The organism is Kosakonia sp. SOY2, assembly GCF_027109175.1.
Classification (GTDB): domain Bacteria; phylum Pseudomonadota; class Gammaproteobacteria; order Enterobacterales; family Enterobacteriaceae; genus Kosakonia.
Genome location: NZ_JAPVXH010000001.1, coordinates 1597164 through 1618217 on the forward strand (window position 1 = coordinate 1597164; position 21054 = coordinate 1618217).

Here is a 21054-nt window from a genome sequence, read left to right on the forward strand (position 1 = left end):
ATTAAGCGTATCGTTGGCGTTTTTTTAACGTCAGGAAAGAGCGCCTTACGATGAAATAATTTATGAATTTAAAATACGCGCGGAAGATTAACCTTATTGAGCGAAGGATCGCTGCGCAAATAAATGACCGGAACAGTTTCGCCCGCTTTATAGTTAAGCATCTCCATCGTTTTCACCACGGTAACCACATTTTGTTGTGTGAAAACCTTGCCGGTATGATCGTTAAATTCATAATCCAGTGTGACATTGACGATGCCATTTGGCGCGGGCGTTCCCGCCACGGCCTGAGTTATTCGCGCATTAACATGCACAGGATCGCTGGCGATGCGCTTTTTTATTCGGTTGTTTTTTATATCGCGAATCGCGATTTTAATAAAAACAATAATTACCAGCGCGGGAAAGAGATAAGCAAGATACTTAAAGTAGTCCATTACGTTTCCTGAAATGATTCATCAAAAACAATATCGGCGACAGCGATTTTCTTTGTAAGCAACCCTTGATATTTTATGCGCAACTTAAGGCCCGACTTTAACCTTTCGATATCACTTGCATTAATTAAAGCCGCTGCTTTTTTCTTTTGCGTTTTCCGGTCAATCACAATGATGAAATGGAATAGAAAATATTCGCCTTTTGGCGTTGATTTTAACGGTACCCATATTTCCAGCACACCCTCTTTTTCAAGGCCATACCAGTCACGTAACGTTGCACGATACTGGATTAATTTCGCATCGCCGGTAGGCTCACGCAGACCTTTAATGAAAAGGTAAATAAAAATAGCCAATATAGACCATGAAAAGAGCTTGAGTTTTTTTGCAATGAGGTCCGTCATGAATGGCAATACCTTATCTTCGCTAAAACTCAATTTTAATGACCGCTAAGCGGTCTTCGCTTCCTTTCTTCACTCTGATTCGCAGTCCAGGTTGGATCAATGGCATCTGAGAAATGTTCACCAGGGTTTTAGCAGTGTAGAGTTGATTATCGCCCGGCAGGTGAAAGCGAATATCATAAAAGAAGTCATTATCCAGTAGTTAAAAACAGTGTCTCCCCCCTTTAATTTATTAGCAGCCAAGCAATATTCTCAAACCATTTCGCAGCAAATGAGCTATTCGACCGTTCCTGAACATCAGTACGAATAAACAATAGCGAGCATTAATCTTTTTTTATTATACATATTTTATTTTTCAAATATGAAAACAAAATGTTTATCATCGATATACATGATTTTTATATGCATACCAGATTGCATCTGTGGAGCGTAGAAGGTATCAATCTTTTCACGACCTTCAATGTTACGCCCTTCCACATTTAAAACATAAGCTACAGTTGTATTCCCAGAGTCATCCGTGGAAACGGGCCTGATATTTTCAATTACGGCCATAATCGGGCGACCTTCACTAATTATTTTCTCCGTTTTATTAACAGAAATGAAACACATAATAACAACCACAGCAATTATGCCAATCGCTAATAAAATCCCCATCATATTGCTCATTCCTTTTTTCATAAATACATAGTCAATTGTGCAGACATATTCATCTACTGTGGTCGTGCGCTTCGCACGATAGTGGAATGAGATATGATCAGTGACATCGTCCCGACCTAACCATAATTGTCATAACTTTATCCGGCTTTCTGATTCAAGTATTAGCCATATCTTTTTAGGATTTTCTTTCTTGTAGTAAATATCCACTTTGCGTTCTCGCTCGAGAGGCATCATATCTAACACAGTAACGACCTGTGTTTTTTCCAGACTTATATCGTGACCATCTTGGGTAGTAAACGAAAGCGTAAAGACACATTTTGGTGAACCAGTACCTGAAGTGGATATTTGCTTGATATTATTTATCTTAGCAACTGTCCTTATACCGTTCTTTTTAAAATCATCATGAACCATCCCTGTATGGAATACCAAATAAATAAGGAAGCATGGCGCTACAATGCTTAATATCAGGCCAACATTATCGCCAGTGAACATTATAACCTCTTAAGATTTATATTTATCGATAAGATGGCTTTTAATGAATAACTTCAGCTAAAATGTAATACTAAAGAAATGATATATATGATACCAATTCAAAACCATCATTATTTAAAAATAATATAGGTTTATTTATAATCGATAGCTATCACAGCTATACGTGGTGGATTATCAGCATTATATTTTATTATTAGAGTTAACCCTTTCTGAATCTTATGTATCTCATTAGGTCTAACCAGACCTTTTGCGACATATTTTTTCCTTGTGTCATTAATAGTAGCAGTAAAAGTAAAATCGTATAAAAAATCATTGCCGTACTTGGTATCTGTTTGATGCCACGATTCAAGTGACGTCTCAATAATTTGACCACTCCACTTTTCTCTGGATGACCAGTCACGCAGAGTGGTAACTTCATCTTTATTCGGCTTTAATGTTGAAAAGGCCAGTATAATCCCCAGGATAGATACGATAACGCCGATTATTAAGGGAGTTTCTGTAAAAACACTCATATTCACTGTTATGTAAATAAAAAAATTGGACTAACAACAAAAATTTCGATTCGTGAATGGTATGGTGACAATAGAGATTCACCTGATCAACACACCACCTTTCCCTTCATTCAGAAAATGTTTTTCAGGATTAGTACGTAAATAGACAACCGGAACGGTACTACCGATCGGATATTCGATAAGGTTAATTGTTTTAATTATTGTCAGTACGTTCTTGCGTGAGTAGTTCGCTCCAGTTAAATCTTTAAATTCATAATCGATCGTTAAGTTAACCAATCCGTTTGATGACGGCGTTCCTGGCATAACGGCTGAGATAGTCGCATGGGTATAGACCGGATTTCTAAGAATGATTCTTTTCATCACCCCCCAAACTATGTCCCTGCAGATCAAATAAATAATAAGACCTGCTACCAGCCCAACCAAAATGATATGCAGGACCTTCAAATAATCCATGGAGAGATTTCCTTGATTAATATATATTTCGTTCTAACGACACTGAAAACGAATAAACAGCCAAACCTGAATTAATACACCATCAAACACACTACCCTTTAAAGATTTTGTTAATAGTTTTGATAATCTTCGTAATAAAACTGCTCAGGCATGTTACGATTGACTCTGATTTTGATGATTTGCCCAGGAATAATTTTTTCTTTTTCAGTAATCAAGAAAGAAAAGCCTCTTTTAGAAACAAAAATTTTATCATTGTAATTATATTTGACTGACGCCACCACCACAAAATAATTGTTTATCCTTTGAATCTTATCATAAACTACATCTGATATTTCAGCATCGAGGCTAACGCCATGCTCTTTAATATAAGCATCCTGAGCATCACGCTGCCTGTTCTTATAAACAACATACCCAACAAAAAGCAATATGCACAATGGTATAAACCAGGCAAGCTTAGGCATAATATACGATAAATAACTCATTGTTCCTCAGTTATAAAAAATGTTGACGCCGTCATTAATCAATAAATGGTAGTTATCATTTGTTCACTATTGCTAAGTTTGCGCATCGCCATCATCAACGATACCAGAATGAATAGTTGTGCATATATCGTTAGCTGATGCACGACTTCAACTTAGCAAAGGATTAATTACCGTATAAGGTATCGCTATTTAAACCTTTCTTATGAAGTCGCGCTGTTGTCATTAATAATTTAAATCTCTTTTTTGAAATGAGATGCGATAATTCAACCAGTGACGTACCACTCAAAAATCCAATTAGCTTATTCCATTTCGCTTGGCATAAGAAGTATTTGTTGAGGATCCTGAGGGAGATAGTAAAGCACAACAGTGTTATTCCTCATGATTTTTATTAAATCCTCAGGCGTAAAGAATCTTTTAGTCGTAACGGATACAGTCCCATTTTTAGTTGCAAACTCGACAACCATGCGGAATCGTGTATTTCCCGTGCCAGATGCACCAATTTTTTCCTTACTTAGAATTTTCGCTTCTGTTCTGATTCCTTCTTTCTTAAATTTCTCGTAATCAACACCTGTTTGATAACAAAAAATAAAAACCCCCACTAACGCAAGGACAATTAAAATAATGGTGATAAACGGAGAATTAAACAAAATAGTCACCCTACTATGAATAAATTATTGAAAAAAGTTCTTAAATTAGATTTTGAAATCTCAATTTTATTTTTCAGTCTTGCCCTGACATCAGCGTCGCTCAAATCTATATTTTTGGTTGAACTATCAACCACATTATGTGCGATTGACATGCCTGTTAAGCCACCTGATACACCTGTAAAAGAAAGAGATAAACCAGTAAATGATGTAGACATTCCTTTTGCGTTACTCACCCAAAAAGGTGCATCGATGTCCACATTGGTATCACTCTTTATCGATATGGTACCCGGGGAATAAATACTGATATCACCTAATACAGTTTCATCGAGGTTTCCCTTTATACTTAAGGCTGCATTTCCTTTTACGTCAGTGATTTGATTCTGATGAACCGTCAACTTATCTACACCTTGAATATCTGTTACCACACCTTTCTTGTAAGTTACTTTAGTCGCAGCACTAACTGCTGCGCTTGATGCAGATGATAAAAAGTCAGCAGCAGTTGGATGAGAATCCATGGCTGAAATTACCTGCCCTTTAGTTTGTTTTATATCGAAAGGAACCGTTTTAACAACGCTAGCATTACCCTGTGCATCGATAACTTGCCCAAATACTACTTCCGGTACTTCATACATTATTTTAGCGGCAGCAGTCGTACTTACACTCGCATCGGTTTTAAACACCAAATTGCTCGTGTAACTGTTATCAGAGAACCCCGTAACAGACTTCTTCTCGTTATCGACGATTGTTTCTTCGCGTCCTTTAGCAGTAATCGAGATGGTCTGACCCTTATTAAAGGTCTGCGTATCGTGATCATCAACGGTTACCGAGCGGGTATTTTTGTGCGTGTATATCGTTTGCTGGTGCACAACTTCATTATGAACACCTTCAACCGATACATTCATATCGCGTTCCGAATGCAGATCGACGGATTCACTTCCTAACCGATCCTCAAAAAACAGGTAGCTGGCGTTGTCTTTGCTGCCGTCTTTACTGCGGGTCATAAAGCCCATGCGCGTTGAATCATCCGGCAGTGTCCACGGCGGCATGCTGGATTCGTTATAGACACGCCCGGTAACGATCGGCCGGTCCGGGTCGCCGTTGATAAAGTCGATCACCACTTCGTCGCCCACGCGCGGGATTTGCACCCCGCCGAAACCCTGCCCCGCCCAGGCACTCGACACACGCACCCAGCAGGAGCTGGTGTCATCGCCTTTCGCCAGACGGTCCCAGTGGAATTTCACCTTCACCCGGCCATATTTATCCGTCCAGATGCTCTCGCCCTGCGGGCCGACCACTTTCGCCGTCTGCGGCCCGTAGGTTTTCGGCCACGCCGTCACCGCCGCCGGGCGGAACACCACCGACGACGGAATGACGGTGAAATCGATGCGGTGCACCGTTTCGCCGTCGGAGCCGCTGGCGTAGCGGTTTTCCTCGAAAAAGTAGTTCGCTTCGGTGGTCAGGTACTCGCCGTTATCGCTGAAAAACGGCGCGTTATACAGCGCAAAGGTGTTTCCCGGTGCGACACCAACCGCCGTGGCGGTGCCCTGAATCTGCTGGTGCTCCACCTGCCAGCGCTCCTGGCGGATACGCGCGTAATACTCCCCGTGACCGTGCTCGACAAAACGCCCCGGCCAGTCGTACACGTCAATGCTGCCCGGCTGCGGTGATGCCGGGTTCTGCCGCGCCTGGAACAGCCACGCGTTCGGCTTGCGGAAGTCGTAATCGTCGAGGCTGTAAATACCCGGCGTCACGCTGTCCTCCAGCGCCCACTGGCTGATACCCTCTTCATCCGTGCTGCCGCCGGACGGCGTCTGGTGATAGGGAATGGTTTCGTAGCCGCTGAAGGGCTGATGTTCGGTCGCCGCGTCGGTCAGCACCAGCACATGGCGGTCGGCTTCGTGTCGGAAATGGTAGGCGATGCCCTCAAGCTCCATCAGACGGCTGATGAAATCGAGGCTCGATTCCTGGTACTGCACGCAGTAATCCCAGGTGCGGTAACTGCCGGTCAGCTTATCTTCCACGTTCACCTGATATTCGCCGAGCAGCGTTTTCACTATCTGCGGCGCAGTCTGGCCCTGGAAGATACGCAGGTTGCGGTCGCGTTTCATCGGCCACAAATCCGGCTCCACGGTGAGCTGGTACACCGCGTAACGCGTCCCCGAAAGTTCAACGGCGCTCACCGCCACGCGGGTGATTTTGCCGTTGATATAGCGAGTGCCTGTTCCCTGGGTGGGAATATTGATGGTTGCGGATTGCCCCAGCAGCTTGCTGCGGTCTGCCCGCGCATCGGTGCCCAGTACCGTCAGCGCCAGCGTAAATGACTCCGACAGCGCTTCGCGCCCGGCAAGTTTCCAGAAAAGTAAGTCCCCGACGGGTAACGTCGCCGTGATTCTGTTCTGCATAACGAGAGATCCCTACTCAATGTCTGTCAACGGCAATCAGCGCACGGTAAAACCTGCACGCTATTTTGCACGATGAAATTTAATACTCTGGATGATTTGTTGATATTGCTTTTGATGTTCTTCGCTGAATTCGCCAGGGCAGGTTCCCACGTAGCTCACCATTTTTTTCCCGGCGGGATCGTCGAGCAAAATTAACGTCTGGCGCTGGAAGATAACGTGGTTGTCATTTTTGAACTGGTAGAAGAGCTCCACGGCGGGATAACCGTCCACTTCCAGCATTTCCGACGATTCAAGATGAAAATCGATGAGCGTCATCTCCAGCTCACGCGTTTTTCGGGCAGCGAGGGCGTGAACTTTATCGTCAGCTTTTGCATTACTTCGCGATACGACAAACGTAAATTCACCGCCACCCTGATTGCTGTGTGTTAATAAATTCATAGTTCTGTCTTTTTAATATAACGAGCGAGACGAGCGTTGTTATTGCAACAAGAAGACATTGCATCAGCATGCAATGTGAAAAGTGACGCGCGCGGGAATGGCTTCCCGCGCGCTGCCGGGCGTCAGCCCGGAGGAACCACCACTATTGTGCTTGCGGGTTGATAAGCCAGGTACCTGGCTGCCCAATAGTAATAGTCTGGCTGCGGGTCTGACCGTTGCCCTGCAGTACCAGGTTGTACCGCCCCGGTTGCAGCTTCAACGAGGCAAACCCGTTGGTGGCCGGAGAGACAGACTGCGCTTCGCCGTTCAACGTCAGTTTTTCACCCTCGTTCATACGCACAAAAATCTGCGCTACCGGCTCCTGTACCGCAGGCGCAGTGGTCTGGCTTTGTGCCTGCGTCTGCGTGGTTTGCGAAGGCGTTGCCGCAGGCGCAGTGGTTGTCTCCTGCACGGTCTGGCGCGGCGGTTCAGCGGCCTGCTGCGTGGTCTGCTGCTGATCGCTGTTACTGGCGTTCTGCGTCGCCGCCGTGTCCGACGAGGAATTCCCGCCAAACAGCACCGCCCCCGCAATCACCCCAACGATCACGCCAGCGGCTACCAGCCCCGGCACTTTGTAACGCTTCACGCTACTCAGCGCATCGGTTTTTTCTGTCGTTTCCTCCACCGGCACCAGCATGGTACCCGGCTGTTTTACGCTCATGACGTCGTCGATCCCGGCGACCGGCATTTCAATCAGCGCGGCGAATTCATCCACCGTTTGCGGACGGTCTTCCATTTTCAGCGACAGCGCGCGATCCACCGCCTGCAACAGCGTATGCGAATACCCCGGCAAACCGCGCTGCGTCAGCGGAACATAGGTGTCCTGAATGCTGCGCACCACGCTTACCGGCGGCGGTGAGCCAATAATCAGCGTGTGCAGTACCGCGCCAAGGGCGTAAATATCGGTCCACGGCCCCTGCTCGCTTTCATTGTCGTCGGTGTATTGCTCAATCGGCGCATAGCCCGGACGCAGCATGGTTTCGGTTTCATCGGATACCGAACCAATACTGCGACGCGCAGAGCCGAAATCGAGCAACACCGGCAGGCCGTTATCCTGAATCTGGATGTTATCCAGCGAGATATCGCGGTGCAGATAGCCTTCGTCATGAATGGTTTTGATAGCACCCAGCAGCATCGGCAGCATGCGGCGGATCCACGCTTCATTAATCAGCGTCGGGTTCTTTTCACGCAGGCGGGAAAGCGTGGTGCCGCTGTAAAACACCGTTCCCATGTAGGCGGTGTCGTTCTGCACCCAGAAGCGCAGCACATGCAGCAGGTTCGGGTGGTTGAAGCGCGCCAGCAGACGCGCCTCCTGAATAAAACTGTTCAGCCCGGCGGTAAATGCTTTACTGAAGCGCTCGCTACGCAGCACCAGCGTCATGTCATCATTACGTACCGCCAGCGACGACGGCATAAACTCTTTAATCGCGATGGTTCGCTCAAGCTGGTGATCCTTGGCGCGATAGACGATGCCAAAACCACCGCCGCCGATCACTTCTAAAATTTCAAACTCGTTGAAGCGATATCCCGGTGGCAGTGCATTCGGTACACTCCGGTTGTTATCGTGATCCGTCATATTGGAAAACTCTCTTGATAATGGCTTTACGCCGCAAACTGACAGTGAAACTCACCCTGCTCAAACGTGACCCGTAAGCGCTTATATTGCTCGTCGCGCGCGCTGGCGTCGAGTAATAGCTGGCTCATCAGCGGCAGCAGTGTATTAGTAAGGATGGCGTCCACCATACGGCCGCCTGATTCGACTTCCGTGCAGCGGGCAACAATTTGTTCCACCACGCTGTCGTCCACTTCCGACACAATCCCGTGGTTGTCCGCCAGACGGCGCTGAATGCGTTTAAGCTGCAGGCGCACAATCATCGCCAGCATCTCGTCGCTGAGCGGGTAGTACGGCACCACCAGCAAACGGCCCAGCAGCGCGGGCGGGAAAACCTGCAACAGCGGCGGGCGCAGCGCGTCGCGCAGGGCGTCCGGTTCCGGCATCAGTTCCGGATCGGCGCACATGCCGGTAATCAGCTCAGTCCCGACGTTGGAGGTGAGAATAATAATGGTGTTACGGAAATCAATATGGCGGCCTTCGCCATCTTCCATCCAGCCTTTATCGAACACCTGGAAGAAGATTTCATGCACATCCGGGTGGGCTTTTTCGATCTCATCGAGCAGCACCACGCTGTAAGGACGGCGGCGCACCGCTTCGGTTAACACACCGCCTTCGCCGTAACCCACATAACCCGGAGGCGCACCTTTCAGCGTGGAAACCGTATGTGCTTCCTGGAACTCACTCATGTTGATGGTGATAACGTTCTGCTCGCCGCCGTACAGCGACTCCGCCAGAGCCAGCGCGGTTTCGGTTTTACCGACACCGGACGGGCCGCACAGCATAAAGACGCCTACCGGTTTGTTCGGATCGTCCAGGCGCGCACGCGAAGTCTGTACCCGTTTGGCAATCAGTTCCAGGCCGTGGCGCTGTCCAATCACGCGTTCGTTCAGGGTATCGGCCAGTTTTAACACCGCGTCGATTTCGTTTTTCACCATCCGGCCCAGCGGGATGCCGGTCCAGTCGGAAACCACGGCGGCGACCACGTTGGCATCCACCGAGGTAAACAGCAGCGGCGCGTCGCCCTGTAGCGCACGCAGTTCGGCCTGCTGTTGCGTCAGCGTGGCGCGTATATCGGCCTGCGCCTCTTCCGGCGAAGTATGCAGCTGCGCGCGCAGCGCAATAATCGCGTCAACCAGCGCCTGCTCCTGCTCCCAGCGCGCCGTCAGTTCGTCGCGTTGTTGCGCCAGTTTTTCCAGCTCGACCTGCAATTTTTCCACGCGATCGCTTTCACCGGTCGCCATTTTCGCTTCACGGTTGGCAATCTCAACTTCCACGTCCAGCGCGGCGATGCGGTGCAGGCAATCTTCCAGCTGCGGCGGCGGAGAACTTTGGCTTACCGCGACGCGCGCACAGGCGGTATCGAGCAGCGCAACGGCTTTATCCGGTAACTGGCGCGCCGGAATGTAGCGGTGCGAGAGTTTCACCGCCGCGACAACCGCTTCATCCAGCAGCAGCACGCGGTGGTGTTTTTCCAGGGCGGAAACGGTGCTGCGCAGCATCAGAACGGCTTTTTCTTCGTCTGGTTCGGCGACTTGTACGGTCTGGAAACGGCGGGTCAGCGCCGGATCTTTCTCAATGTATTTTTTGTATTCCGCCCAGGTGGTCGCGCCGATGGTGCGAAGCTGACCACGCGCCAGCGCCGGTTTCAGCAGGTTGGCGGCATCGCCCGTACCCTGCTGGCCGCCGGCGCCAATCAGCGTGTGAATTTCGTCGATAAACAGAATGATCGGCGTCGGGCTGGATTGCACTTCGTTAATCAGCGACTGTAAACGCGCTTCAAATTCGCCCTTCATTCCCGCGCCCGCCTGCAACATGCCAATATCCAGCAGCCACAGTTGCACATCTTTCAGCGGTTCCGGCACGTCACCTGCGGCAATGCGCAGCGCCAGTCCTTCAACCACCGCGGTTTTACCGACGCCCGCTTCACCGGTCAGCAACGGGTTGTTCTGGCGGCGACGCATCAGGATATCGACCATCTGGCGGATCTCTTCATCGCGCCCCACTACCGGGTCGATTTTGCCGTCGCGCGCCCGGGCGGTCAGATCCTGACCATACTGCGCCAGCGTGCCTTGCTGCTGCGGTACGCCCGCGCCTGCGTCATCGTTCAGCGCCACGGTGACTTGCTGGCTCTCTTTGCTGTTAGCGAAAATGGCGTCGAAGTTATCCAGCAACGCATCGGCGCTGATACGCTCAAACTGCGGCGAAATGCCTTTCAGCACGTTTGCCAGACTCCAGGTTTTCAGGATCCCGGCCAGCAGATGGCCGCCACGAATGCGCGTCACGCCATATTTTAACGAGCCATATACCCACGCGCGTTCAACGGCGGTATCAATGTGTTCTGACAAGTCGGAAACCGAACTTGCGCCGCGCGGCAGTTTGTCCAGCGCCGCGACGATATCGCGCGTCAGCGCCTCTTCATCCAGCGAAAAGTGGCGAATAACCTGTTGCAGATCGCCGTCCGTCTGTTGCATCAGTTGATGCAGCCAGTGAACCAGCTCCACATACGGGTTGCCACGCAGCTTGCAAAAGGCGGTGGCGCTTTCCAGCGAGGTAAATAACAGCGTATCGAGTTTGCCGAACAGAACGGCGCGGCTGATTTCTGACATGAGTTCATCCATTATTCATAATTAGTGTGCAGTCATCCTTACAAGCCAGCTCGTCGCGCGATACGACATGCAGGATGTGTGCGTACGTCAGACCAGGAAACTAACAACGGAGGTTACCCCTCCGGGCTGAAAACCAAATCTCCTCGCGCCTGTGGCCTGGGCTGTGTACCAAGCCAGGCGCTGTAACCCAGACGCCCGGCTCCACCAAGCGTGGCACCAGCGACATCTTCACTGCGCAAAATCACTTTCACCGCCCACTGGTACTCAATGCCCAGATACTGGCGCACCCAGTCGCGTAGCGCGGTAACCCACTGTTCACCCGGCATAAAGCGCCGGTAGGTATCGATATTAAGCGGGCCAATTTCGATGCGAAACTTATGGCACACATCGCGTACAGCCTCGCCAAGAAACGCCGATTGCCCGAGGCGCGGCGCGTGTCGCCCGCCCTGTAAGCGCGCACGTTCACGTTCGCTGAGCGGCATCCACTGCGGCACGTTTTCGACAATGGTGACCGGCACGTTGAAATAGCTGCGCAGGATCTTCGCCAGCCCTTCCGGATCGCGCCCGTTGCGGGTCAGATGCCCGGCAAGGGCAAAGCGGGCGTGCGGGCTTAAGCTGCCTTTTTCCAGTTGTCCTGGCTGCCCCATGCCGATCAGCGAGGCGATGTACTGCTCAAAACGTTTGTTATCCTGGCGATCCAGCGAAACGGTCGGCTGCGCATCGGCCCAGGCGCGGTAAAACAGCAGCGCCAGGCGGTGATGAAAAAGATCGGCGAAGGCGCTCAGGCTGTCATCCTGGTGGTGCGCGATACGTTCGCTGGCGTATTCAGTCAGGTGAACCGGCAGCGGGCCGTTGGGGCCAAACAGGCCAAAACTGAGAATCGAGACGTCATACAGCGACGAGTTTTCGCGTTGGCGCACGCTTGACAGCGTCGACGGCGCAAAGCCAAGTGATGGGGTTTGACCAATACGCAACGGCTCAAAACGCGGCAACGGCGCGCGACCCAGCGGGTAACGCTCACCGCCACGCGCATCGACGCGGCGCAGCAGCGTAAACAGATCGTAGCGCCACGGCGTCGCCATTACGTTTTGCCAGAATGCCTCCGGCAGCGCACTGGCGCGCGTAATGACCGGCGCGCTGTTCAGCGTTTCGGTCATATCAGCGCCCTCTTGCCCATGCGCGGCGGCCAGTAACCCACTTCCCCGCGCTGCTGGCTCTTAAGCGTGAACTCGGTAAAGCTGTTCATGCCCACCAGACGGGCAAAAACGCGCTCTAGCACGCTGCCAAACAGGTACGGACTGAAGCCGGAGAACGCCTGCTCATCGACCGTCAGGGTAATGCCAATACCGCGCGCGAAAACAATCGGCCCCGGTTCCGGCACGCGGCGATGCACCGGTTCAAGCACGCAGTGACGCACCCCTTCGATCTGACGCGCGACCGGCGCTTCCGCCAGCCGGGTATAAAGCCCCAGCAACTGGCGCAGCGCCGCAGCGCCTTCACCGTCTTCGCCATCCATCAGGCTTAAATAGTTCATCTGCAACTGGCTGATCAGCCGCCAGGTACTCAACCCTTCTGCCAGCGCCGGACGCGGCGGTGTCGGGCCTTTGCGCAGTTGTAATGTTTTAACCGGCAGCGAATCCGGCAACACAAACTGACCAATCTCCTGCTGCAACATCAGCGGCAAGTCGCGGCTGGTGCACAGCACTTCGGCGGTAATGTAGCGTAACTCTTCCCGCCACGGCGCATGCTGTTCATCCACCAGCGAGGCGAACACTTCCGAACCGATGTAGCCGGTACGCGTGCCGTAACGCTGCGCATGTTCCGATAACGCACGCTGTTCGCGGCGCAGCGAAAAGTAAGCCCCGTAGTTACCTTCGTCCTGGCTCCAGCTACTCCAGAACGGGCGAAATGTTTGTTCATCACGCTGACCGTCGATGCTGGCGTGAATTTTGGTAACGGCGTAGATCTCGTAATCCAGCGGACGGATGTTATCGACCACCAGATGGTACTCATGCAGGCTGTCGCTCAGTTTCTGGCGTTCCGCCACTTTCGGGAACAGGTTAATCACTGGCGTGCAGTGAAGTGCGAGGTGGCTCTTATCCACCACCCGTTCAAGCTGCGCATCGGCTTTGTCGAGCAGAATGATGATATCGAAGGACTTCGCTTCGCCACTTTGCGCCAGCATCGTGCGCAAGCCATGCAGGCTGATAAACAGGAAACGCGACGGAAAAGCAAAGTACTCCTGCAACAGGCGGTAGCCGTCAAAATTGCGCAGATCGTCCGGCAGCAGTGCCTGGTCTGCGCTGAACCCTTCCTGGCGCAGTGCATCGTCGGCCAGCACCAGCGGCGGGGTTTTCTGCCCGTTCGCCTGGCACAGAATGCCGACCTGATGCTCCATCACCAGCTCGAGAAGCTTCAGCGCCTGCATATCCGGGCCGCTTAAGAAGAACTCCAGACGGTCGAAATCAAGATGGCTGAGGTTTACCGGGCCGTCGCAACTCAGGCGAATACGCAGTGCGCTTTGCGCCCCGCGCTGGCTTAAACCGACCTGCGCCAGCGGCAGATCGGCGGGCACGCCGCCCAGTTCCACCTGGCTGATTTTCAGCGGCAGCAGCGTGACATCATGCGCGGTGGTGTAACTACAGGTGACACCGTTCTTTTTCATCACCTGGCTGTCCATCATGGTGCCACGCGGCACCACAAAACCGTTGCTCAAATCGCCTTTCGCGCTGTCCGGTTGCAGTTCGGCAATCGCCATGGACGGCGTGGGCGCAAGGTAATTCGGCGCGACCATTTCCAGCAAACGCTGGGAGAAACGCGGGAACTCGGCGTCCATTTTTAACTGCACGCGCGAGGTCAGAAAGGCAAAACCTTCCATCAGGCGTTCGACATACGGATCGGAGACGTCCATGCCGCGCATACCCAGACGCCCGGCAACTTTCGGGTAGCGTGCGGCGAATTCCTGACCCATTTCGCGCAGCCAGGCCAGTTCGCGGTTGTAATATTCGAGTAATTTGCTGTCCATCGTTACCCCGCGTCTTTCAGCTCGAAATGCCCGTTTTCCAGATCCACATCGGTACGAAACAGGAACTCCAGCGGATAAGGCACGCACCACAGGCGGCCTTTGATCTCAATCGACAGGACGTTATGCAGATCCAGCGACTTAGTATCGGAGATGCAGCGCACCTGCAATCCTTGCGGAAGAATGCGCGGTTCAAAATGCAAAATCGCGTCGGTCAGTTTGCGCTGGATATCCTGCCATTCGATATCCGACATGCGCTTGCCCGCCAGCGGCGACACGCCAAAGTTCACCACCGAACGCCGCACCTGGTCAAAACCGGAGAGATCCTGTTGCGCTTCGTTATTAATGGTGTTGAACAGCCACTGCAAATCGCGCAGCACATGGCGGCGCAGCGCGGAGTGCGAAACCAGATTGTTGTTCACCGGCTCCTGCACTTTATCCGGCGCGTCATCCGTCAGGCGATCGAGCAGCGAAGGCTGCATTTTATCGCGCGCGCCAACGGTCTCTTTCCCGCGCCGCGAGCGCCAGCCGCTACGCAGCAGGTCGCTCTCTTCATCATGCGCAGAGTTACTCATCTGCGGCTTCCACGTTAAAGCTGACGGTGGCGAGATCCAGCAGCGAATATTCGGCGCTGTCGTTAAGCCACACTTTTTGCCCCTGCCCGATATAGTGCGGCGCATCGCCTGGCAACGGCTGCCATTCGGTGACGCGACACAGCTTAAAGCGGTCATCAGCATTCGCATCCAGCGGGTAGCGCGCCGGGATCTGGCACACCTGTTCGCTGCCATCCTGCAAGCGCACCAGCGTGTGACGCCATACTAAATCGGTGACGCTGGCCGGGGGCTGGAACTGCATCGCGGAAATGGCGCTGAACGGCAGCCAGAAATAACGGCCATTGACGATAGCTTCGCAGACCGGGCCAAAGCGGCAATCGCCATCCATCAGCCAGTCAAAGTGCAGCGTTTGACCGTCCTGCGTCGTCAACTGCCCGGGGTTAGCGTCGGCCATTTCCAGCGCGGCTTCACGATCTGCGCTGGCATTCGCCGCTTCCGGCTCCAGCGCGCTGACCATTGATGCCAGCCACGGCCATTGGTGATCCGGCGTAACCGGACGCGCGCGACCGGCCATCACGTCCGCACGCTGGCGTTCGCCTTCAATGGCTTGTTCCAGCAGCGTAACGGTTGGCTGTGCCTGCGGTTTTAACGCCTGCCAGCTTTTTAACTGCGCCAGCGCGCGCGACCAGTTGCCATCAAGGCACAACAGTTGGGCGAACGCGGCGCGCAGATCGGCGTCGCCCGGCTGCGTGCGGATACGGCTTTCGAGCTGCGCCAGGCTTTCCCGCAACGATTCGCCCGCCAGTTGTTGAAACAACGTGTTCATCGCCGCTCCTTAATTAACCGTTTTATAGGTGCCAACCGCCGGGTTGCGCAGCTGCGGGTGCAGCGAGTCAATCAGCAAAATATTCAGGTGCGTACCCGGTTCAAACCACGGCATCCACGCTTTGCGCACTTCTTCAATACGCGCCTGTAAACGCGCCGGATCATTTGCCACGTCGCGGGAGATTTCCACCGCCACGGTGCCATTCGCCTGCCAGCCATTCAGGCTGTCAACATACGGCAGGATCATCCAGCTCTGCGCCAGCGTACCTTCGCTGACCACCATACGTTCGTTGTTGACGGTGGTGATCAACAGGCGATCCGCATCCACACTGGCATTCAGGCCACTGACCGGGAAACCGTGTACGAAGGTCATGGTGATTTTCTTTTCCACGCCGTTGCTGAGTTGCGTCACCACGCTGCGACCGTTCAGCCAGCCGCCCTTCTCACACTTGCCATCTTCTTTGGCGGGAATAAACAACGCGGGCGTACCGGCGCCGCCCTGCCAGAAGGTGCGCAGGTGGCAGCCATCCTGCAAGGTGAACTCCTGCCACGGCGCACGGCTGGCGGGCGGCGAGAGATCTTCGGCGCGACCGGTAGGGGCAACCAGTCCGGCGCTCGGGGTTGCGGCGGGCGCGGTAGTCGCACCGGTTGAGGTGACCACCGGATCCCACTCTTTGGCTTTATCGGCGGTGCCTTCAGCCAGCGTCGTGCCTTGTGGGTCGGTCAGTTTCCAGCGCACCTGCGTCAGCGTGCCGCACTGGTTTTCCAGCAGCGCGCCAAGACGCGGTAAAAAGCTATTCAGTACCGAGGGTTTTTTATCGCCGCTGGCGACAATGCGCAGCGGCAGCGTCTTCGCACACCAGCTTTTTGGCGTGTTATCGGCGACGTTATCGATCCAGACATCCAGTTTTTGCGAAGGCGATTGCACGATGCGGTAGTTTTCTGCCTGCACGCTGCCACACACTGCCAGCAGGGCCAAACCCGGTAGCCAAAGTTTCATAAAAGTCCTTGTAAGCTGTATCAATCACGAAGAGGGAAAAACTGCGCGGCTTCAGAGAGCGTATGCAAAAGCGTCGTCTCCTGAGGCGTGCCCATCCACACCGCTACGGCGCTATAGTTGTCCTGCTGGGTCTGCGCCCCGACACCGTTTTTCAGCAGGATTTGATTCATCAACGTCAGCCACTCATCCGGCGTGTTCACCATGTGCAGCGACTGTTGCATCTGCTCCTCGGTGACGCCGTGCCAGAAACCATCCGTGCACAGCAAAAAAGCATCGCCATCTTCAATCGGCACCACATCACTGTAGCTCGGTTCACGCTCATCCTCGCCCAACCCCAGCGCGAAATAGAGCAAGTTACCGTTGATACCCTCGGTCTGGTGCCCGGCGTCTTTCATCTGCTGGACGAGGCTGTGATCGGTGGTGACGTGGTAAAGCCAGCCGCGACGAAACAGATATAACCGGCTGTCACCCGCGTGCGCCCAGTAGGCGAGCTGGTAATCGCGATCGATAAACAGGCTCACCATGGTGGTGCCCATGCGGTGATAATCCTGCACCGCTTTTTGCTCTTCGCGGATGGCGCGGTTCGCGCCATTCACGTACTGACGAATGTACTGGGCATTGAGGTGCTCGTCACCGTCGAACCGGGTGATAATGGCGTTTCGCGCCAGTTTCGCCGCCACGTCACCGCCGGGTAAACCGGCGATGCCGTCGCAGACCACAAAGCAGGCGGCGCGCTCGCCGATGGTTTCCCCGGTCTGATCCTGATTACTGGCACGTTCGCCCTGTCGCGAAATAGAGGCCGTGCTGATATTCATTCTTCCGATCCGCTTTGTGAGTCTTTGTACTGGTTGACTTCCATGTCGTAAGCGTGGAGGAACGCTTCGCCAAACAGGGTGTGGAAGTCATCGTCAATCTCACCGGCCGTCTGGGCGTAAGTACGAACGTAGTAATCCCATAACGCGGCTTTACGGTTGGAGAGCACGCCAAGCCGCGCGGTTGCGCCGTCGCGTTTGGCGTCATCTTCCAGTTGCTCCGGATTAAACTGCTGCAACATGGCGGCGATAATGGCGCGAATACCGGAGATCATCCCCAGCTGGTGCGCCTGTAAATCGATCAGTGCGTCACGCACCGATTTTTTCGGCGGCATAAAACCAGGCATACGCGTGCCGAACATCTGCATTAATACGGTTTTACCCGACGGCAGCAGTTTGAACGGGTTGTTGGCGTCATCCAGCACCATGGTCATGTCCGCTTTTACACCGCGTTTCAGAATAGAACGCGACGACAACAGCGCAACCGTGCCCTGCGAGAACATGCTCAGCATCTGACCGAACTGGCGCATGTTTTCTTTATCGAACTGCGGCACCGGCTGCATGTCGCTCAGTCCCATGCCTTCAAGCAGCGCATCAAGCAGCTCACCCTTCAGCACATCACCGCTGTCGCCGGTGCTGACTGATGGCGTGCTCTTCGTGCCATTGCTCTGAACCGGATCGATACGCAGACGCCCTTTCGGCGTTTGCGCCGCGCTGCGCTGCACCGCCTGCGGTGTTGGCAGCGTGATACCAGCGTAATCCTGCTGCTCCTGCACCTCTTCCGGCGCGGAGAGCGGCGCGTCGTCGGCAAACAGCGGCGTCGAACTTAAATCTTCCGGGTGCAGCTCGGTAATAATCGGCTGAGCGGTTGGCGGCGGTTCCGGCGTGTTGAGATCGGTAATGATCGGCTGCGGTTCAGCCGGTTTCTGCGCCGCCAGTTCATCGGCATGCGCCAGCGGCACCGCGCCGCTCAGCAGGCCAAGCGGATCGTCGCTGCGGGTTTGCTTCGTGCTACCGCTACCGCCAAACAGCGCCAGCGGATCGAGCTCGTCGCTATCCGGCGTGTGCGATTTTTGTGTCGGTTCAACCGGCGGCACCAGCGCAGAAGGCGTGGAATCGTTGAAGATGCTGTCGTTTTTAAACAACTGTTCGTCGTTAAACAGCTGATCCGAGGCCAGCGATTTCGGCGTCACCAGCGGTTCATTGTTATTGAGCAGCGACAGCGGATCTTCCGGGTTGCGCTCCGGCCCTTTCGGCGCGGCGAACGGGTTAAGATTTTGCGCTTCCTGCGGTTTCGCACGGCTGCTGGAGATGCTGTCGGAGATGGAAAACTCCTGCATCAGGCTGTCCCAGATTTCCGTCGGCACGGACGCCGGTGCGCCTTCTGGCGCGTTTTTCTGCGCCGGAGCAGGTGCCGGTTTCGCCACCTGCGGCTGCGCTGGCTTCGGATACATCTCTTCCGCCATACGGGTGACAGGACGGGTATCCTGGATCAGATCGGTGACTTCAATACGGTACTCATCGATGCCAAGAATATCGCCATCCTGCAGCTCAACCTGACGCCCACGTTCAAGGGGGATGTCATTCAGTACGACGCGGGTCACGTTGCCACGGTTGGTGACGCGGCACTCGCCATTGCCGGCGATATGGACAATCGCCTGCAAACGTGAAATGGAACGGTCGTTGTCCGGCAGCACCAGATTGTTGTCCGTGCCGCGGCCAATGGTGCCGCCCGGGGGATAAAAGTCGCAGCTACTTTGTGGCGGCTGATGACCGGGTTTACTGGTAATAATAGTGAATCGCATCGCGTATTCCTGCTGGAGTTATGTGCACTCAAACGGTGCCGCTTTAGCTAAAACGGCTGCGTTTGAAGACAAGCGAAAAGAAGGTCGACGTTCGCGAACCCGGCGCAGCCACCGGATAAGTCTCTTGTTTTACTGGATTTTACTGACCAATTCAAAGGTCCGTTGTTGCATCGATTTTGTTAAGCAGGCGGCGTCTGTCTGGCACTGGTTGCGTTTTTTAAGCCAGTCGCGCTGCGCCGCTTTCATGCCCGCCAACGTGGCTTTATCCGCCGGGTCAATTTCTTGCTGTTGCTGCAACTGAATAATGTAGGCATCGGTCACGCTGCGATCCCAGGCCGCCAGTTCATTGTCGCCACAAATCGCTTGCTCGGTGGCGCTTAGCTTAGCGTTACAGGAAAAACGGGGCGTAATTTTTTCATCAGCCGTCACGCGTTTCAGCACAAAATAGCTGTTGTCATTCCCGTACATCAGCAGCTTATCGGCAGATAACAACGCTACCCAGTTACCGATGGATTCGCCATCCGGCCCCAGGTGCCCTTGCTGGCATTGCAACACAATTGGGGTGATTTTCTGCATGCCTTGCCCGTTCAAACCGAAATCTTCTGCAACAGGAATTTTGGGCGGAAAACGGCGCTCGCCGGAGGTTTTTACTATCGCTTCATTTAGCGTCATCGGCGATTGCTGAAGGTATGCGGGTTGCTGGCAATCAATGTTCAGCGCCGCGTCGCCACTTACCGCGTGGTTATCAAAACGCACCACGCGGCCAACATAGCTGGGATCGTTGACTTTGGTATAGAAGGAGATGGTGGCTTGCGTATCCGTTGAATTGGCAATAATACGCCAGGGCCCCGAAATAGAGGCTGGCGCTTCTGCTGCGCTGGCCGCGCAGTGACTCAACAAAACCAGTGCGGCTAAGGCGACACACTTTACGCGCGCCGGGGTGAACCGAATGATGCTTCCTGTCATGTTTTTCCCTGCCATCTCATCCAGTGGCGTACATGCAATACCGACAACGTCTTACTACTTAGCAGGGATGGCTGCCCGCCATCCCCTTATGACACGACACGACTCAGACCCCATCCAGGCTGTGCGCCAGCGTTTCCAGACGATCGTTCATCGATTTTTTCAGGCATTGCACATCGCCATTGCAGCTATTGCGCTGGCTTAGCCAGGCTTTCTGTTGCGATTGCAGTTTGTTTTCCAGATCGTTATTGCCAAGCGAGGCGGCTTCTTTACGAAACGCTTTGTACGAACGGGCAACGCTGTTATCCAGGGCCGCCAGCTCGCGATCGCCGCAAATCGCTTTTTCCGGCGCGGAAGCGGCTTTTGCACAATCAAACGATGCCTGCGGTTTGCTGTTTTTATCGACCGGCTTGAGCAAAAGGATGGTGCCATCCGTCCAGTTCAGCAGTAAGCGCTGATTGACGAACGCCAGGCTGGCATCGCTGCCCGCATCACCGTTGGCAAAGTGACCGGATGCGCAGGTAATATTCTCGACCTGCGTTTTCGCGCTCCCGTCTAATCCCAGCTCATAGGTTTTCGCCGCGTCTTTCTCCGGGATGGACTGCGTTGCAGCAACCCAGCCATCCAGCGTGCTGCTGCTTTCTTTCATCGCGGGTGACTGGCAATTCGAGCCGCCCGGCAGCGTAGTGCTGATGCCTTGCGGTGTCACGCTCAGAAAGCGCCCGACAAGGCGATCATCGTTGAACTGATAGTTCAGGGTGCGTTCTGTTTCGGTATTAATAAACGCTTTCTCAACCTGCCACTCGCCCTGTACCGGTGAATTGCCTGCCTGCACCGCCGAAGAGAACAACGCCAGGCAAGTCATGGTTGCCGCTACGATCTGTTTAGTGTGAGTCGTCATTGA

21 protein-coding genes are annotated in these 21054 nt (G+C 53.3%); all 21 read right to left on the reverse strand.

Annotation, left to right across the window (positions count from 1 at the left end; all coding sequences use genetic code 11):
* Window positions 1-68 precede the first annotated feature (68 nt).
* The 21 genes from O3S68_RS07540 to O3S68_RS07640 all read right to left on the reverse strand — a co-directional run bounded on the left by O3S68_RS07540 (window position 69) and on the right by O3S68_RS07640 (window position 21051).
* Window positions 69-431 carry a hypothetical protein gene (locus O3S68_RS07540; protein WP_016495678.1) on the reverse strand — a complete coding sequence of 121 codons (363 nt, stop codon included), beginning with the start codon at window positions 429-431 and terminating at the stop codon, window positions 69-71.
* A complete protein-coding gene (locus O3S68_RS07545) occupies window positions 431-829 on the reverse strand; it encodes a hypothetical protein (RefSeq protein ID WP_269231180.1) in 399 nt (132 codons plus the stop codon). Before O3S68_RS07545 ends, O3S68_RS07540 begins: the two co-directional genes overlap by 1 nt.
* A 345-nt stretch (window positions 830-1174) precedes the next feature.
* Window positions 1175-1483: a hypothetical protein gene (locus tag O3S68_RS07550; RefSeq protein WP_269231181.1), complete on the reverse strand. Its 309-nt coding sequence runs from the start codon at window positions 1481-1483 to the stop codon at window positions 1175-1177.
* Between the two features lie 129 nt (window positions 1484-1612).
* Complete coding sequence (locus tag O3S68_RS07555) at window positions 1613-1975, reverse strand: hypothetical protein (protein ID WP_269231182.1); 363 nt, start codon at window positions 1973-1975, stop codon at window positions 1613-1615.
* Window positions 1976-2106: 131 nt separating this feature from the next.
* Window positions 2107-2487: a hypothetical protein gene (locus O3S68_RS07560; protein WP_269231183.1), complete on the reverse strand. Its 381-nt coding sequence runs from the start codon at window positions 2485-2487 to the stop codon at window positions 2107-2109.
* Between the two features lie 78 nt (window positions 2488-2565).
* A complete protein-coding gene (locus tag O3S68_RS07565) occupies window positions 2566-2940 on the reverse strand; it encodes a DUF3592 domain-containing protein (protein ID WP_269231184.1) in 375 nt (124 codons plus the stop codon).
* Window positions 2941-3050: 110 nt separating this feature from the next.
* Window positions 3051-3422: a hypothetical protein gene (locus O3S68_RS07570; RefSeq protein ID WP_269231185.1), complete on the reverse strand. Its 372-nt coding sequence runs from the start codon at window positions 3420-3422 to the stop codon at window positions 3051-3053.
* Window positions 3423-3721: 299 nt separating this feature from the next.
* Entirely contained in the window at window positions 3722-4069 is a 348-nt protein-coding gene (locus O3S68_RS07575; RefSeq protein WP_269231186.1) for a DUF3592 domain-containing protein, read from the reverse strand.
* Between the two features lie 5 nt (window positions 4070-4074).
* Window positions 4075-6471, reverse strand: coding sequence for a type VI secretion system Vgr family protein (locus O3S68_RS07580; RefSeq protein ID WP_269231187.1), 2397 nt, complete (start codon window positions 6469-6471; stop codon window positions 4075-4077).
* 60 nt (window positions 6472-6531) lie between these two features.
* Window positions 6532-6909, reverse strand: a complete 378-nt coding sequence (locus O3S68_RS07585; protein ID WP_016495669.1) for a DcrB-related protein — start codon at window positions 6907-6909, stop codon at window positions 6532-6534.
* A 142-nt stretch (window positions 6910-7051) separates the two neighbouring features.
* Entirely contained in the window at window positions 7052-8524 is a 1473-nt protein-coding gene (locus tag O3S68_RS07590; RefSeq protein ID WP_269231188.1) for a serine/threonine protein kinase, read from the reverse strand.
* Between the two features lie 26 nt (window positions 8525-8550).
* Entirely contained in the window at window positions 8551-11169 is a 2619-nt protein-coding gene (gene tssH, locus O3S68_RS07595; RefSeq protein ID WP_269231189.1) for a type VI secretion system ATPase TssH, read from the reverse strand.
* Between the two features lie 113 nt (window positions 11170-11282).
* Entirely contained in the window at window positions 11283-12326 is a 1044-nt protein-coding gene (gene tssG, locus O3S68_RS07600) for a type VI secretion system baseplate subunit TssG (RefSeq protein ID WP_269231190.1), read from the reverse strand.
* Window positions 12323-14194, reverse strand: a complete 1872-nt coding sequence (tssF, locus tag O3S68_RS07605) for a type VI secretion system baseplate subunit TssF (protein WP_269231191.1) — start codon at window positions 14192-14194, stop codon at window positions 12323-12325. Before tssF ends, tssG begins: the two co-directional genes overlap by 4 nt.
* Before the next feature lie 2 nt (window positions 14195-14196).
* Window positions 14197-14766, reverse strand: coding sequence for a type VI secretion system baseplate subunit TssE (tssE, locus tag O3S68_RS07610; protein ID WP_160269750.1), 570 nt, complete (start codon window positions 14764-14766; stop codon window positions 14197-14199).
* Window positions 14759-15571, reverse strand: coding sequence for a type VI secretion system accessory protein TagJ (locus tag O3S68_RS07615; RefSeq protein ID WP_269231192.1), 813 nt, complete (start codon window positions 15569-15571; stop codon window positions 14759-14761). The genes tssE and O3S68_RS07615 overlap by 8 nt, the downstream gene beginning before the upstream one ends.
* Window positions 15572-15580: 9 nt before the next feature.
* Entirely contained in the window at window positions 15581-16570 is a 990-nt protein-coding gene (locus O3S68_RS07620) for a hypothetical protein (protein ID WP_269231193.1), read from the reverse strand.
* Between the two features lie 20 nt (window positions 16571-16590).
* Window positions 16591-17385, reverse strand: a complete 795-nt coding sequence (locus O3S68_RS07625) for a PP2C family protein-serine/threonine phosphatase (RefSeq protein ID WP_016495661.1) — start codon at window positions 17383-17385, stop codon at window positions 16591-16593.
* Complete coding sequence (gene tagH / locus O3S68_RS07630) at window positions 17382-19187, reverse strand: type VI secretion system-associated FHA domain protein TagH (protein WP_269231194.1); 1806 nt, start codon at window positions 19185-19187, stop codon at window positions 17382-17384. The genes O3S68_RS07625 and tagH overlap by 4 nt, the downstream gene beginning before the upstream one ends.
* A 129-nt stretch (window positions 19188-19316) precedes the next feature.
* On the reverse strand, window positions 19317-20153 hold the full coding sequence (locus O3S68_RS07635) for a lysozyme inhibitor LprI family protein (RefSeq protein ID WP_269231195.1): 837 nt from the start codon (window positions 20151-20153) through the stop codon (window positions 19317-19319).
* Window positions 20154-20256: 103 nt separating this feature from the next.
* Window positions 20257-21051, reverse strand: a complete 795-nt coding sequence (locus O3S68_RS07640) for a lysozyme inhibitor LprI family protein (RefSeq protein ID WP_269231196.1) — start codon at window positions 21049-21051, stop codon at window positions 20257-20259.
* Window positions 21052-21054 lie beyond the last annotated feature (3 nt).

Excerpts from the sequence above, each read along its gene's own strand:
- tssH (WP_269231189.1), bottom strand. The coding sequence starts at position 11,169 with ATGTCAGAAATCAGCCGCGCCGTTCTGTTCGGCAAACTCGATACGCTG.
- tssF (WP_269231191.1), bottom strand. The coding sequence starts at position 14,194 with ATGGACAGCAAATTACTCGAATATTACAACCGCGAACTGGCCTGGCTG.
- O3S68_RS07560 (WP_269231183.1), bottom strand. The coding sequence starts at position 2,487 with ATGAGTGTTTTTACAGAAACTCCCTTAATAATCGGCGTTATCGTATCT.
- O3S68_RS07570 (WP_269231185.1), bottom strand. The coding sequence starts at position 3,422 with ATGAGTTATTTATCGTATATTATGCCTAAGCTTGCCTGGTTTATACCA.
- O3S68_RS07640 (WP_269231196.1), bottom strand. The coding sequence starts at position 21,051 with ATGACGACTCACACTAAACAGATCGTAGCGGCAACCATGACTTGCCTG.
- O3S68_RS07615 (WP_269231192.1), bottom strand. The coding sequence starts at position 15,571 with ATGAACACGTTGTTTCAACAACTGGCGGGCGAATCGTTGCGGGAAAGC.
- O3S68_RS07555 (WP_269231182.1), bottom strand. The coding sequence starts at position 1,975 with ATGTTCACTGGCGATAATGTTGGCCTGATATTAAGCATTGTAGCGCCA.
- O3S68_RS07565 (WP_269231184.1), bottom strand. The coding sequence starts at position 2,940 with ATGGATTATTTGAAGGTCCTGCATATCATTTTGGTTGGGCTGGTAGCA.
- tssE (WP_160269750.1), bottom strand. The coding sequence starts at position 14,766 with ATGAGTAACTCTGCGCATGATGAAGAGAGCGACCTGCTGCGTAGCGGC.
- tssG (WP_269231190.1), bottom strand. The coding sequence starts at position 12,326 with ATGACCGAAACGCTGAACAGCGCGCCGGTCATTACGCGCGCCAGTGCG.
- O3S68_RS07580 (WP_269231187.1), bottom strand. The coding sequence starts at position 6,471 with ATGCAGAACAGAATCACGGCGACGTTACCCGTCGGGGACTTACTTTTC.
- tagH (WP_269231194.1), bottom strand. The coding sequence starts at position 19,187 with ATGCGATTCACTATTATTACCAGTAAACCCGGTCATCAGCCGCCACAA.
- O3S68_RS07620 (WP_269231193.1), bottom strand. The coding sequence starts at position 16,570 with ATGAAACTTTGGCTACCGGGTTTGGCCCTGCTGGCAGTGTGTGGCAGC.
- O3S68_RS07545 (WP_269231180.1), bottom strand. The coding sequence starts at position 829 with ATGACGGACCTCATTGCAAAAAAACTCAAGCTCTTTTCATGGTCTATA.
- O3S68_RS07585 (WP_016495669.1), bottom strand. The coding sequence starts at position 6,909 with ATGAATTTATTAACACACAGCAATCAGGGTGGCGGTGAATTTACGTTT.
- O3S68_RS07625 (WP_016495661.1), bottom strand. The coding sequence starts at position 17,385 with ATGAATATCAGCACGGCCTCTATTTCGCGACAGGGCGAACGTGCCAGT.
- O3S68_RS07590 (WP_269231188.1), bottom strand. The coding sequence starts at position 8,524 with ATGACGGATCACGATAACAACCGGAGTGTACCGAATGCACTGCCACCG.
- O3S68_RS07550 (WP_269231181.1), bottom strand. The coding sequence starts at position 1,483 with ATGATGGGGATTTTATTAGCGATTGGCATAATTGCTGTGGTTGTTATT.
- O3S68_RS07540 (WP_016495678.1), bottom strand. The coding sequence starts at position 431 with ATGGACTACTTTAAGTATCTTGCTTATCTCTTTCCCGCGCTGGTAATT.
- O3S68_RS07635 (WP_269231195.1), bottom strand. The coding sequence starts at position 20,153 with ATGACAGGAAGCATCATTCGGTTCACCCCGGCGCGCGTAAAGTGTGTC.